The sequence below is a fragment of the Streptomyces sp. NPDC026092 genome (assembly GCF_040638605.1).
Taxonomy (GTDB): Bacteria; Actinomycetota; Actinomycetes; order Streptomycetales; family Streptomycetaceae; genus Streptomyces.
Window position 1 is genome coordinate 308,628 of record NZ_JBEZYN010000001.1, and the last position, 13,878, is coordinate 322,505.

Annotated in this window: 10 protein-coding genes and 1 riboswitch; of the genes, 5 read left to right on the top strand and 5 right to left on the bottom strand. The window is 72.7% G+C overall.

What is annotated here, in order from left to right; translation table 11 throughout:
- Position 1 precedes the first annotated feature (1 nt).
- Genes AB0F56_RS01415 through AB0F56_RS01430 form a run of 4 tightly spaced genes read left to right on the top strand, consistent with a single transcriptional unit; the run spans position 2 to position 3,922 of the window.
- Entirely contained in the window at positions 2–1,150 is a 1,149-nt protein-coding gene (locus AB0F56_RS01415; RefSeq protein WP_362002767.1) for an acyl-CoA dehydrogenase family protein, read from the top strand.
- Complete coding sequence (locus tag AB0F56_RS01420; RefSeq protein ID WP_362002769.1) at positions 1,147–2,241, top strand: enoyl-CoA hydratase/isomerase family protein; 1,095 nt, start codon at positions 1,147–1,149, stop codon at positions 2,239–2,241. The genes AB0F56_RS01415 and AB0F56_RS01420 overlap by 4 nt, the downstream gene beginning before the upstream one ends.
- Positions 2,238–3,134 (top strand): 3-hydroxyisobutyrate dehydrogenase, encoded by an 897-nt coding sequence (gene mmsB, locus AB0F56_RS01425; protein WP_362002771.1) that lies wholly within the window; start codon positions 2,238–2,240, stop codon positions 3,132–3,134. The genes AB0F56_RS01420 and mmsB overlap by 4 nt, the downstream gene beginning before the upstream one ends.
- The gene (locus AB0F56_RS01430) at positions 3,131–3,922 is read left to right on the top strand and encodes an enoyl-CoA hydratase (RefSeq protein ID WP_362002773.1); all 792 of its coding nucleotides are present in this window, start codon (positions 3,131–3,133) and stop codon (positions 3,920–3,922) included. Before mmsB ends, AB0F56_RS01430 begins: the two co-directional genes overlap by 4 nt.
- A gap of 77 nt (positions 3,923–3,999) precedes the next feature.
- Here AB0F56_RS01430 and metE read toward each other — a convergent pair whose 3' ends face one another.
- The 4 genes from metE to aceA form a co-directional block, all read right to left on the bottom strand.
- Positions 4,000–6,318 carry a 5-methyltetrahydropteroyltriglutamate--homocysteine S-methyltransferase gene (gene metE, locus AB0F56_RS01435; RefSeq protein ID WP_362002775.1) on the bottom strand — a complete coding sequence of 773 codons (2,319 nt, stop codon included), beginning with the start codon at positions 6,316–6,318 and terminating at the stop codon, positions 4,000–4,002.
- A gap of 162 nt (positions 6,319–6,480) precedes the next feature.
- Positions 6,481–6,701: riboswitch (cobalamin riboswitch) on the bottom strand.
- A gap of 125 nt (positions 6,702–6,826) precedes the next feature.
- Positions 6,827–7,717, bottom strand: a complete 891-nt coding sequence (locus tag AB0F56_RS01440; RefSeq protein ID WP_362002777.1) for a 3-hydroxybutyryl-CoA dehydrogenase — start codon at positions 7,715–7,717, stop codon at positions 6,827–6,829.
- Positions 7,714–9,312 carry a malate synthase A gene (gene aceB, locus AB0F56_RS01445; protein ID WP_362002778.1) on the bottom strand — a complete coding sequence of 533 codons (1,599 nt, stop codon included), beginning with the start codon at positions 9,310–9,312 and terminating at the stop codon, positions 7,714–7,716. Before aceB ends, AB0F56_RS01440 begins: the two co-directional genes overlap by 4 nt.
- Before the next feature lie 192 nt (positions 9,313–9,504).
- On the bottom strand, positions 9,505–10,785 hold the full coding sequence (gene aceA / locus AB0F56_RS01450) for an isocitrate lyase (RefSeq protein ID WP_362002780.1): 1,281 nt from the start codon (positions 10,783–10,785) through the stop codon (positions 9,505–9,507).
- Positions 10,786–11,195: 410 nt separating this feature from the next.
- On the opposite strand from aceA, the gene AB0F56_RS01455 reads away from it, so the two are divergent.
- Positions 11,196–12,602, top strand: a complete 1,407-nt coding sequence (locus tag AB0F56_RS01455; RefSeq protein ID WP_362003200.1) for a short-chain fatty acyl-CoA regulator family protein — start codon at positions 11,196–11,198, stop codon at positions 12,600–12,602.
- Between the two features lie 10 nt (positions 12,603–12,612).
- Here the strand turns inward: AB0F56_RS01455 and AB0F56_RS01460 are convergent, their stop codons facing one another.
- Complete coding sequence (locus tag AB0F56_RS01460; protein WP_362002781.1) at positions 12,613–13,875, bottom strand: cation:proton antiporter; 1,263 nt, start codon at positions 13,873–13,875, stop codon at positions 12,613–12,615.
- Positions 13,876–13,878 lie beyond the last annotated feature (3 nt).

The following is a 13,878-nucleotide window of genomic DNA, read 5'->3' on the forward strand; positions in this document are numbered from 1 at the left end:
CATGACCACGACCCTGCTCACCGAGGACCAGCGGGCCCTGGTCGAGACCACCCTCGACTTCGCCCAGGACCACCTCGCCCCGCACGCCCTGGATTGGGACCGCGACAAGCACTTCCCCGTCGACGTCCTGCGCAAGGCCGCCGGACTCGGACTCGGCGGCGTCTACGTCCGCGAGGAGTCCGGCGGCTCCGGCCTCACCCGCTCCGACGGCGTCCTCGTCTTCGAGACCCTCGCCTCCGGCTGCCCGTCCATCGCGGGCTACCTCTCCATCCACAACATGGTCGCCTGGATGGTCGACCACTACGGCGACGACACCCAGCGCCGACGCCGGCTCCCGCGCCTGTGCGCCATGGACGACCTGGCCAGCTACTGCCTCACCGAGCCCGGCGCCGGATCGGACGCCGCCGCGCTCACCACCCGGGCCGTGCGCGACGGCGACCACTGGGTGCTCACCGGCGTCAAGCAGTTCATCTCCGGGGCGGGCGCCTCGCAGCTGTACCTGGTGATGGCCCGCACCGGGGGCGACGGCGCCGACGGCGTCTCCGCGTTCCTTGTCGACAAGGACGACCCCGGGCTCTCCTTCGGACCCGACGAGCGCAAGATGGGCTGGAACGCCCAGCCCACCCGCCAGGTCGTCCTCGATGCCGTCCGGGTCCCCGCCGACCGGCTCCTCGGGGTCGAGGGCCAGGGCTTCCGCATCGCCATGAACGGCCTGAACGGCGGCCGGCTCGGCATCGCGGCCTGCTCCCTCGGCGGGGCCCGCAGCGCCCTCGACCGCAGCCTCACGCACCTCGCCGACCGGCAGGCGTTCGGGCGGCGGCTCCTCGACGCCCAGGGCCTCCGCTTCCGTCTCGCCGACATGGCGACCGAACTCACCGCCGCCCGCGCCCTGGTCCAGCAGGCCGCCCACGCCCTCGACCGCGGCGACCCCCGGGCGCCCGAGCTGTGCGCGATGGCCAAGCGGTTCGCCACCGACACCGGGTACTCCGTGGCCGACCGGGCGCTCCAACTGCACGGCGGCTACGGCTACCTCAGCGAGTACGGCATCGAGAAGATCGTCCGCGACCTGCGGGTCCACCAGATCCTGGAAGGAACCAACGAGATCATGCGCGTCATCGTGGCCCGCGGACTGACGGAGGCCTTCGAATGACCTCGACGGCCTCCCCCGACGCCGCACACGCACACGTCCTGCTCCACACCACCGGCCGCATCGGGCACATCACCCTCAACCGCCCCCAGGCCCTCAATGCCCTCACCCACCCCATGGTCCGGCGGATCGACGCGGCCCTCACCGCCTGGGAGCACGACCCGGCCGTGGAGACCGTCGTCATCAGCGGCGCCGGGGAGCGCGGGCTCTGCGCGGGCGGCGACATCCGCGCCATCCACGAGGACGCCCGCACGGGCGGCCGGGCCTCCGCCGACTTCTGGCGCGACGAGTACCGGCTCAACGCCAGGATCGCCCGCTACCCCAAGCCGTACGTCGCCCTCATGGACGGCATCGTCATGGGCGGCGGTGTCGGGATCTCCGCGCACGGCAGCGTCCGGATCGTCACCGAGCGCTCCCGGATCGCCATGCCCGAGACCGGCATCGGCTTCGTCCCGGACGTCGGCGGCACCTATCTGCTCGCCCTCGCCCCCGGCGAACTCGGCACCCACCTCGCGCTCACGGGCACACCGGTGGGCGCCGCAGACGCCCTGCTGTGCGGCCTGGCCGACCACCACGTACCGTCGGCCGCGCTCAGTGCGCTCGTCGCCGACCTGGCCGAGCTGCCCGTACGGGACGCCCTCGCCCGCCATGTGCGGCCCGCGCCGCCCGGGGTGCTCGCCGGGCGCCGGGAGTGGATCGACGCCTGCTACGCCGCCGACACCGTCGAGGAGATCGTCCACCGGCTCCTCGGCCACGGGAGCCCGGAGGCGGAGGAGGCCGCCGAGACGCTGCTCGCGAAGTCCCCGACCTCGCTCAAGGTCACTCTGGCCGCCCTGCGCCGGGCCCGGCACCTCGGCCCGCTGGAGCGGGTCCTCGACCAGGAGTACCGGATCTCCTGCGCGGCCCTGACAGGACCCGACCTGGTGGAGGGCATCCGCGCCCAGGTCGTCGACAAGGACCGCGCCCCGCGCTGGCGCCCGGCCACCCTCGACGAGGTCACCGACGCGGACGTCCAGCGCTTCTTCGCCCCGCTCGGCGAGCTCCCCGAACTGGGGCTCGCCGGACCCGAATCCACCCCGGAGGTGGCCTGGTGAGCCGTACCGTCGCGTTCATCGGACTCGGACACATGGGCGGCCCCATGGCCGCCAACCTCGTGAAGGCCGGCCATCGCGTCCTCGGCCACGACCTCGACGCCGACGCCCTGGCCTCCGCCGCCCGGGCGGGCGTGGAGCCCGCGGCCTCCGCCGCCGAGGCGGTGTCGGGCGCGGACGCCGTCGTCACGATGCTGCCGGCCGGCCGCCACGTCCTCGATCTGTACGACGGCGTCCTTGCCGCCGCCCGCCCCGGCACCCTGTTCGTCGACTGCTCGACCATCGACGTGGCCGACGCCCGTACCGCCCACGAACGGGCGACGGCCGCCGGTCTGCGGGCCCTGGACGCCCCGGTGTCGGGTGGCGTGGTCGGTGCGGAGGCCGCCACGCTGACGTTCATGGCCGGCGGGGGAGAGCAGGAGTTCACCGAGGCCCGCCCCCTCCTCGACGCCATGGGGAAGAAGGCCGTCCACTGCGGCGGGCCGGGCGCGGGCCAGGCCGCCAAGATCTGCAACAACATGATCCTCGGCGTCTCCATGATCGCCGTCAGCGAGGCGTTCGTCCTCGGAGAGAGCCTCGGCCTCTCCCACCAGGCGCTGTACGACGTGGCCTCCACGGCCTCCGGGCAGTGCTGGGCGCTCAGCGTCAACTGCCCCGTCCCCGGGCCCGTTCCGACCAGCCCCGCCAACCGGGAGTACCGGCCCGGCTTCGCCGCCTCCCTGATGGCCAAGGACCTGGGCCTGGCCGCGAACGCCGCCCGAGCCGGTGGCGTCCACGCCGAACTAGGCCTACAGGCAGCTGAGTTGTACGCCGCCTACGCCGAACGGGCCGGAGCCACCGAGGACTTCTCCGGCATCGTCCGCACCATCAGGCAGAACGACGGAGGACACGCATGACCGCCCCCGAGGCGCAGGAGTACGAGACCATCCTGGTCGAACGCAAGGGCCGCACCGCCCTCGTGACCCTCAACCGGCCCGGCGCCCTCAACGCGCTCAACCTCCAGGTCATGAACGAGGTCGTGGCCGCCACCGAGGCCCTCGACCGGGACCCGGAGTGCGGCTGCGTCGTCGTCACCGGCTCGGCCAAGGCCTTCGCCGCCGGGGCCGACATCAAGGAGATGCGGCCCCAGGGCTACCTGGACATGTACCTCGCGGACTGGTTCGCCGCCTGGGACCGGCTCGCCCAGCTGCGTACCCCGACCGTCGCCGCCGTCTCCGGGTACGCCCTCGGCGGCGGCTGCGAACTCGCCATGCTCTGCGACGTCCTGCTCGCCGCCGACACCGCCGTCTTCGGCCAGCCGGAGATCAAGCTGGGCGTCATCCCGGGCATCGGCGGCTCCCAGCGGCTGACCCGCGCGGTCGGCAAGGCCAAGGCCATGGAGATGTGCCTCACCGGGCGCACCATGGACGCGGCCGAGGCCGAACGCGCGGGCCTCGTCTCCCGGGTCCTCCCGGCCGACGAACTGCTCCCCGAGGCCCTCGCCGTCGCCGAGACGATCGCCGGCATGTCGCTGCCGGTCGCGATGATGGCCAAGGAGGCGGTGGCCAGGGCCTTCGAGACCACGCTCGCGGAGGGCGTGCGCTTCGAACGGCGGCTGTTCCACGCGGTGTTCGCCACCGCCGACCAGAAGGAGGGCATGGCCGCCTTCGTCGACAAGCGACAGCCGGAGTTCCGCCACCGCTGACGGCGGACCGACCGACCGACCGGCGGGACGGGCCGGGGCACCCGCACGTGCCCCGGCCCGCTCGCGCGGGACCTTGGTCAGGAAGCCGGCAGCTCGCCCCGTACCGTGCGCGCCGCCGCGACCAGGTTCTCCAGCGAGGCGCGGGTCTCCGGCCAGCCCCGGGTCTTCAGACCGCAGTCGGGGTTGACCCAGAGCCGCTCGGCGGGAATCGCCTTCAGCCCCGTACGGAGCAGGTCTGCGGCCTCCTCGGCGCTCGGGACGCGCGGGGAGTGGATGTCGTACACACCGGGACCTGCCTCCCGCGGGTAGCCGTGCGCGGCCAGCTCGCGGGCGACCTGCATGTGCGAACGGGCGGCCTCCAGGCTGATCACGTCCGCGTCCAGGTCGTCGATGGCCTGCACGATGTCACCGAACTCGGCGTAGCACATGTGCGTGTGGATCTGGGTGTCCGGCCGTACCCCGCTGGTGGAGAGCCGGAACGCCTCCGTCGCCCAGTCCAGGTACGCGGCCCGGTCGGCGGCACGCAACGGCAGGGTCTCCCGCAGCGCCGGCTCGTCCACCTGCACGACCGAAGTGCCCGCCGCCTCCAGGTCGTTCACCTCGTCGCGCAGGGCGAGCGCGACCTGCCGGGCGGTCTCGCCGAGCGGCTGGTCGTCCCGGACGAAGGACCAGGCGAGCATCGTGACCGGTCCCGTCAGCATGCCCTTCACCGGGCGGTGGGTGAGGGACTGCGCGTACGTCGTCCAGCGCACCGTCATCGGCGCGGGGCGCGAGATGTCGCCGGCCAGGATCGGCGGCCGGACGTACCGGGTGCCGTACGACTGGACCCACCCGTGCTGCGTGGCGAGGTACCCGGTCAGCTGCTCGGCGAAGTACTGGACCATGTCGTTGCGTTCGGGCTCGCCGTGCACCAGGACGTCCAGACCGGCCTTCTCCTGGAATGCGATCACCTCCTGGACCTCCGCCTTGACGCGTTCCTCGTACCCGGCCGTGTCGATCCGGCCCGCGCGCAGGTCGGCGCGGGCGGTGCGCAGTTCGTCCGTCTGCGGGAAGGATCCGATGGTGGTCGTCGGCAGCAGCGGAAGCCCGAGGTGGGCGTGCTGGGCGGCGGCCCGCTCGGCGTACGGCTGGGAGCGGCGGGTGTCGGCGGCGGAGACCGCGCCGGTACGGGCGCGCACGGCCGGGTCGCGGGTGAGCGGGGACTCCGCGCGTGAGGCCAGGTCGGCCCGGTTGGCGGCCAGTTCGGCGGCGATCGCGGGGGTGCCGTGGGACAGGCCCTTGGCGAGCGTGACCACCTCGGCGGTCTTCTGCCGGGCGAAGGCGAGCCAGCGCAGGATCTGCGGGTCGATGTCCCGCTCGGCGGCGGCGTCGAGGGGGACGTGCAGCAGGGAGCAGGAGGCCGCCACGTCGACCCGGTCGGCGAGCCCGAGCAGGGTGCCGAGGGTCGTCAGGGACTTCGCCAGATCGTTGACCCAGATGTTCCGGCCGTCGACCACGCCGGCGACCAGGCGCTTGCCCGGCAGCCCGCCCACGGCCGCGAGGGCCTCCAGGTTGGCGGCGGCGGAGCCGGTGAAGTCGAGCGCGAGCCCCTCGACGGGGGCTTTGGCGAGCACGGGCAGGGCCTCGCCGAGCCGGTCGAAGTACGAGGCGACCAGCAGCTTCGGCCGGTCCGTACGGCCACCGAGTTCGCGGTGGGCACGGGCGGCGGCGTTCAGCTCGGCCGGGGTGCGGTCCTGGACCAGGGCGGGCTCGTCGAGCTGCACCCACTCGGCGCCCGCGGCCCGCAGGTCGGCGAGGACCTCGGCGTACACCGGCAGCAGCCGGTCGAGGAGCGTCAGCGGGTCGAAGTCGGCGGCCACCCCGGGCGCGGGCTTGGCGAGCAGCAGATACGTCACGGGGCCGACGAGGACCGGACGGGCCGTCAGGCCGAGGGAGAGGGCCTCCGTCAGCTCGGCGACCTGCTTGGTCGAGTCGGCCGTGAAGACCGTGTCCGGCCCCAATTCGGGTACCAGATAGTGGTAGTTGGTGTCGAACCACTTGGTCATCTCCAGCGGCGCGACGTCCTGCGTACCGCGCGCCATGGCGAAGTAGCCGTCGAGCCGATCGGCGGAGACTGCGTCGCGGTGCCGCGCGGGGATCGCGCCGACCATGACGGTGGTGTCCAGGACGTGGTCGTAGAGGGAGAAGTCGCCGGTCGGCACCTCGTGGACGCCCGCCTCGGCGAGCCGGCTCCATTGGGTGCGGCGCAGTTCGGCGGCGGTGGACCGGAGGGCGTCGGCGGTGACGCGGCCCTTCCAGTACCCCTCGATCGCCTTCTTCAGTTCCCGGTGCTGCCCCTGACGGGGGTAGCCGTACACGGTGGCCCGTGCTGCCGCGGCTGCGGGCTTGGTGGTCACGGAGATCTCCTTCGCGAGATGAATCCCTGAGATCCCGGCGACGGGACGAGAGCGCGAAGGGGAGACCGACCGGACGGCCGACCTCGCGCCGTACGCGCGTGTCTCCGTCTCGTGTGGTCGCCGACCCACCCTCGAGGTCACCGGAATGTCCGCGCACGCATGGTCCGTACGCGGGCAGTTGGCAGGTCTTCGGACTCGCGGGCACATCCTCCACGGGGGAGGACACCTACTGGCCGTCGCTTCCCAGACCCGTACGGGTCCAGTGCGTATGACGGCGGTCGTTCCCGCTCACCGCTGCGGGGCAGTCCCGGATTCCCACCGGGTTCCCTCTTACGACGCATCCCATCCGGCTGACGGGGCGAACCAGCTGCACCGGCCACCCTAAGGGGCTGGCCGGCGCCGTGTCGGGAGATGCCCACCATGCGGATGGTGAGGTGAGACACGCCCGTCGGTCCGCCCCGCCGGTCCGCCCGGTCCGTCGCCCGGTCGGTCCGCCCGTGGTCCGGGCTCAGCCCCGGCCCGCGTACGGGTGGAACCCCCGGCCCGTCTTGCGGCCGAGCAGCCCCGCCTCCACCATCCGCTGGAGCAGCGGGGGCGGCGCGTAGAGAGGCTCCTTGAACTCCTCGTACAGCGACTCCGCGATCGAGGCGACGGTGTCGAGACCGATGAGGTCGGCCAGCTTCAGCGGGCCCATCGGGTGGGCGCAGCCCAGCTCCATGCCGGCGTCGATGTCGGCGGCGGTGGCGAAGCCGGACTCGGCCATGCGGATCGCGGCGAGGAGGTACGGCACGAGCAGCGCGTTGACGACGAACCCGGCCCGGTCCTGCGAGCGGACGACCGTCTTGCCGAGGACGTCCGTCGCGAAGCGCTCCACGCGGGCGACCGTGTCCGGCGCGGTGTGCAGCGAGCTCACGACCTCCACCAGCGGCAGCACCGGCACGGGGTTGAAGAAGTGAAGGCCCACGACCCGGTCGGCGCGGCTCGTCGCCATGCCGAGGCGCATCACGGGCAGCGAGGAGGTGTTGGTCGCCAGGACCGCCGACGGATCCTCGACGATTTTGTCGAGACGGATGAACACCTCGGTCTTCGCGTCCGCGTTCTCGACGACGGCCTCGACCACGAGCTGGCGGTCGGCCAGCTCCTCGAGATCGCCCGTGAAGACGAGCCGGTCGAGGGCGCCTTGCGCCGCGGCCGGCTCCAGCTTGCCCCGGCGTACGGCGCGGTCCAGGGAGGCGGTCACCCGCTCCCGCGCGGCCCGTGCGGCCACGGCGTCCGTCTCGCAGACGATCGTGTGCCGTCCGGCCCGCGCGCAGACCTCCGCGATACCCGCCCCCATCTGGCCGCCGCCGACCACCCCGACGCGGGTGATCTCCTCGGCGCCCGTGATCGCGGCGCTCATGAGCGGGGCTCCGGGTGGTGCACGAGGTGCCGGGAGTAGGCGTCCGGGGTGAAGAACAGCGGCAACTCGCCGCTGAGGGCGTTTCGTTCGAAGATCGCCCCCACCTCCTCCAGCGGGGCCCACGGGTGCTGGGCGCCGAGCGTGTCGAGCTCCTCGTCGAGCAGCCGTACGACGGTCTCCCGGTCGATCAGCCGGTGCCGCACCCACTGCCAGATCTGGACGCGGGCGATCTCGGCGGTCGCCGCGTCCTCCATCAGCCCGTCCAGGGCGACGGCGCCCTGACCGCGCAGCCAGGCGGCGAAGTAGCCGAGCGCGACCGCGATGTTCGTGCGGAGGCCCTCCTGGGTGGGCGGTCCGCTGATCCGGCGTACCGACAGCAGGTCCGCCGGGGTGACCTCGACGTCGTCCCGCGTCCGGTGGATCTGGTCCGGCAGGTCGCCGAGCACGGCGTCGAACACCTCGCGGCAGACCGGGACGAGACCGGGATGGGCGACCCAGGAGCCGTCGAAGCCGTCCTCCGCCTCCCGCTCCTTGTCGAGCCGCACCTTGGCGAGCGCCGCCTCGTGGGCGGCCGGGTCCTTGCTCGGCACCTGGGCGGCCATCCCGCCGATCGCGTGCGCGCCGCGCTTGTGGCAGGTGCGCACCAGGAGTTCGGTGTAGGCCCGCATGAACGGCGCGGTCATGGTGACCTTCGCCCGGTCGGGCAGGAGGAAGTCGGTGCGGTGGCCGAAGGTCTTGATCAGGCTGAACAGGTAGTCCCAGCGGCCCGCGTTGAGACCCGAGCTGTGCTCGCGCAGCTCGTAGAGGATCTCCTCCATCTCGAAGGCGGCCGTGATCGTCTCGATGAGCACGGTGGCGCGGACCGTGCCCCGGGGGATGCCGAGGAGCTCCTGCGCCAGCAGGAACACGTCGTTCCACAGTCGGGCCTCGTACCGGTTCTCCAGCTTCGGGAGGTAGAAGTACGGGCCGTGGCCCGCGTCGATCTGGCGCTGCGCGCAGTGGAAGAAGTACAGGCCGAAGTCGACGAGCGAGGCGGGCACCGGGGCGCCGTCGAACTCCAGGTGCTCCTCCAGGAGGTGCCAGCCGCGCGGCCGGACGACGATCGTGGCGAGCCGGTCGCGGTCGGCGAGCCGGTACTCCTTGCCGTCCTCGCTGGTGAAGTCGATCCGCCGGTCGATCGCGTCGCGCAGGACGAGCTGACCGCCGACGACGTTCTCCCAGGTCGGCGCCGTGGCGTCCTCGAAGTCCGCCATCCATACGCGGGCACCGGAGTTGAGGGCGTGGACCGCCATGCGGCGATCCGGCGGACCGGTGATCTCGACCCGCCGGTCGGTCAGACCGGGCGCCGGTGGCGCGACCCGCCACGCGAGGTCGTCACGGACGGAGGAGGTGACCGGGGAGAAGACCAGCGGGGCCCCGCCGGCCAGGCGCAGGGCCTGGCGGCGGCGCTCCTTCATCAGGTCCAGTCGGCGTTCGCCGAACGCCTCCGCCAGCTTCCCGACGAAGTCAAGGGCGGCGGGGGTGAGGATCTCGGCGTGCCGGTCACCCGGTGCGGCGAGAACGCGGACACGGTGGGTCAGCGCGGTGGTGGGCATCGGATTCTCCTGGGGTGGGACCTGAGGGAGGCTGGACGGGACCCGGGGCCGGGCCCGACGGGTCCCGGGACCGGACCTGGCGGACCCGTTTCGGGCCTGGCGGAGCCGTATCGGACCTGGCGGACCCGTTTCGGGCCTGGCGGATTTCGGGCCTGGCGGAGCCGTATCGGGCCTGGCGGACCCGTTTCGGGCCTAGTGGAACTGCTCTTCCTCCGTGGAGCCGGCCAGGGCCGTGGTGGAGGAGGCCGGGTTGACGGCGGTGGAGACCAGGTCGAAGTAGCCCGTGCCGACCTCGCGCTGGTGCTTGACGGCGGTGAAGCCCTGCGCCTGCGCGGCGAACTCCCGCTCCTGCAGGTCGACATAGGCGGTCATGCCGTGCTCGGCGTAGCCGCGGGCGAGGTCGAACATGCCGTGGTTGAGCGAGTGGAAGCCTGCCAGCGTGATGAACTGGAACTTGTAGCCCATCGCCCCCAGTTCGCGCTGGAACTTGGCGATCTGGTCGTCGTCCAGGGCCGCCTTCCAGTTGAAGGACGGCGAGCAGTTGTACGCGAGCATCTGGTCCGGGTACCGCGCGTGGATCGCCTCGGCGAACTCCCGCGCCTGCGCCAGGTCAGGGGTGCCCGTCTCGACCCAGATGAGGTCGGCGTACGGGGCGTAGGCGAGGCCGCGCGCGATGACCGGGCCCATGCCGTTACGGACCCGGTAGAAGCCCTCGGCCGTGCGCTCGCCGGTCACGAACTCGGCGTCGCGCTCGTCGACGTCACTGGTCAGCAGGGTCGCGGCCAGGGCGTCGGTGCGGGCGACGATCAGGGTCGGGGTGTCGGCGATGTCGGCGGCGAGACGGGCCGCGTTCAGGGTCCGGATGTGCTGCGCGGTGGGCACGAGGACCTTGCCGCCGAGGTGGCCGCACTTCTTCTCGGACGCGAGCTGGTCCTCGTAGTGGATGCCCGCCGCACCGGCCGCGATCATCGCCTTGGTCAGCTCGAAGGCGTTGAGCGGGCCGCCGAACCCGGCCTCGGCGTCGGCCACGATCGGCGCGAGCCAGTCGGTGGTGTCGTCGCCGCCCTCGGCCGTCGCGATCTGGTCCGCCCGCAGCAGGGCGTTGTTGATCCGACGGACCACCTGCGGCACCGAGTTGACCGGGTAGAGGCTCTGGTCGGGGTAGGTGTGGCCGGCCTGGTTGGCGTCCGCGGCGACCTGCCAGCCGGAGAGGTAGATGGCCTGGAGGCCCGCGCGCACCTGCTGGACGGCCTGGCCGCCGGTGAGCGCGCCGAGCGCGTGGACGTAGTCCAGGTCGTGCAGCTGCCGCCAGAGCCGCTCGGCGCCGCGCCGGGCCAGGGTGTGCTCCTCGCGGACGCTGCCGGACAGCCGCAGCACGTCCTCGGCGCTGTACGTGCGCTCGATGCCGGCCCAGCGCGGGTCGGTCGCCCAGCGCTGGGCGAGCTGCTCCACGGTCGGGTTCGTCGCTGCCATGATCGTCACCGTCTCCTTGGTTCTGTTGCGTTTGCCAAGCCCTGCACGGCTCTGCCGTGGAGCCCTGGTGGGGTGGCACTAGGTGTCTCTCTGTGGGTCGCGGCCCGCCGGCGCCCGGACGGGGCGGAGGTGAGCAATCTGGCCGCTCCAGGCCGTCGCATCGCCGGGATGGCCGACATCAGGGCGCGAATCGGATCCCGGCTCCGGTCGGGGCCTGTGGGGTCCGGCGGGCCGCACTCAGACTCTGGCACTGGCACGCAGTGCCATCAATCGTGGAGCCATGCCACGTTCTGCGAATCTTCCGGAGCCGGATTGCCATGATTGCGAAGGGTGCGAAGAGTGCCGTCTGGCGTACGCTGCCCCTGTCCCGGACGGACATGGAGGGGACAGAGACGGAGGGGGAGCGCGCGGTGGGCAAGACGTACGCGGGGGCGCGGCTGCGGCGGCTGCGCGAGGACCGCCGGATGAGCCAGGCGGAGCTGGCCCGGACGCTGGGCATCTCGCCGAGCTATCTGAACCAGATGGAGCACGACTCCCGGCCGCTCACCGTGCCCGTGCTGCTGCGGCTCACCGAGACCTTCGGCGTCGACCCGGGCTTCTTCTCCGAGCGGGACACCGGGCGGCTTGTCGCGGACCTCCGGGAGGCGCTCGCGGGAGAGCTGTCCGCGTCCCGCGTCGCCCCCTCCGAGCTGGCCGAACTGGCGTCGCGGCTGCCCGAGGTCGCCCGGGTGCTGGTCCAACTGGGCCGTCGTAACCAGGCGTTGTCCGAGCAGCTGGCCGACGCCGCCGACGGCCGGTACGCGGCCGGGGAGTCGCCGCGCTCCGCGCATGAGGAGATCCGGGACTTCTTCTACCGCCGCCAGAACTACCTCCACGACATCGACCTGGGCGCCGAAGGGCTCGCCGCCGAGATCGGCATCCAGCCGGGCGAGGTCGTCCGGGCGCTGACGGCCCGGCTCGCCGACACCCACGGCGTACGGCTCTCCGCCGAGACCGGCGACCGGCTCCACCACTACGACGGGACGACGCGGACCCTCCACCTCTCCCCGCGCCTGCGGCCCGGGCAGCGTGCCTTCCGCATGGCCACCCAACTGGCCCTGCTGGAGTGGGGTGCGGAGCTCGACCGGCACGCGGCCGAGGACTTCGCGGCCGGTTCGCCCGCCCACGCCCTGGCCCGGATCGGGATCGCCAACTACTTCGCGGCGGCGCTGATCCTCCCGTACCGCTCCTTCCACGCCGTCGCCGAGGAGTTCCGCTACGACATCGAGCGGCTCACCGACCACTTCGGTCTCGGCCACGAGACCGTCTGCCACCGGCTGAGCACCCTGCAACGGCCCCGGCTGCGCGGGGTGCCCTTCTCCTTCGTCCGCGTCGACCGGGCCGGCAACCTGTCCAAGCGGCAGTCGGCGACCGGCTTCCACTTCTCCCGCGCGGGCGGGACGTGCCCGCTGTGGAACGTGTACGAGGCGTTCGCCGCCCCCGGTCGCATCCACGTGCAGATCGCCGCCATGCCCGACGGGCAGCGCTATCTGTGGACGGCCCGCGCCGTCACCCGGCACCGCGGCGGCTGGGGCGAGCCGGGCAAGACCTTCGCGATCGGCCTGGGCTGCGAACTCCGGCACGCCTCACGCCTGGTGTACTCCGACGGGCTTGACCTCGACAACGCGGCGGCGGCCACCCCCATCGGGATGGGCTGCCGGCTCTGCGAACGGCTCGACTGCCCCCAGCGGGCGGTCCCGCCGCTCGGCCTCCCCCTGCGGATCGACCAGAACAGCGGCACCTTCGTGCCGTACCCGGTGGCGGACTCGGCGCGGTGAGAGGGCGGGCTCAGGGGCGCCCGGCGGTGCCGTCGTCCACGGGCTCCAGGGTCTCCTCGGCCGGGGCTTCGGCCGGAGCTTCGACCGGCCTGGCCGCGACGGCGGGGGCTCTGCGGAGGCGAGCGGTGACGCGGGTGGCGATCGGCTCCGTGTAGCGGGCGGTGAGCGGGCCGAGGACGACGAGGACGAGGACGTACGCCGTCGCGAGCGGGCCGAGGGCCGGTTCGACGCCCGCGGTGACGGCGAGACCCGCGATGACGATGGAGAACTCGCCCCGGGCGACGAGCGTGCCGCCCGCCCGCCAGCGGCCCTTGACGGAGATCCCGGCCCGCCGGGCGGCCCAGTAGCCGGTGGCGATCTTCGTCGCCGCCGTGACCACGGCGAGCGCGAGCGCGGGCAGGATCACCGGCGGAATGCTGGCCGGATCGGTGTGCAGACCGAAGAAGACGAAGAACACCGCCGCGAACAGGTCCCGCAACGGGCTCAACAGATGGTGGGCGCCCTCGGCGACCTCGCCCGAGAGGGCGATGCCGACGAGGAACGCGCCGACAGCGGCGGATACTTGGAGCTGCTGGGCGATGCCGGCGACGAGCAGCGTCAGACCGAGGACGACCAGGAGCAGCTTCTCCGGGTCGTCGCTGGAGACGAAGCGGGAGATGAGCCTGCCGTAGCGGACGGCGACGAAGAGGACCGTGCCCGCGACGCCGAGGGCGATGGCGAGAGTGACGCTCCCGGCCGCCAGGCTCACCCCGGCGAGCAGGGCGGTGACGATCGGCAGGTAGACGGCCATGGCCAGGTCTTCCAGGACCAGGATGCTCAGGATGGCCGGTGTCTCGCGGTTGCCGAGGCGGCCGAGGTCGCTCATTACCTTGGCGATGACGCCGGAGGACGAGATCCAGGTGACGCCCGCCAGGACGACGGCGGCGACCGGGCCCCAGCCGAGCAGCAGTGCCATCCCGGCGCCGGGCAGGGCGTTGAGGGCGAAGTCGACCAATCCCGCCGGGTATTGGGTCTTGAGGTTGGTCACCAGGTCGCTGGCGGTGTACTCGAGGCCCAGCATCAACAGCAGGAGTATCACGCCGATTTCGGCGCCGATCGCGACGAACTCCTCGCTGGTGCCCAGCGGAAGCAGACCGCCCTCGCCGAACGCGAGGCCCGCGAGCAGGTAGAGGGGTATCGGGGAGAACTGGAAGCGTCCGGCGAGACGGCCGAGCAGTCCGAGCGCGAGGATGATCGCGCCGAACTCGATCAGGAAGACGGCGGAGGAGTGCATGCC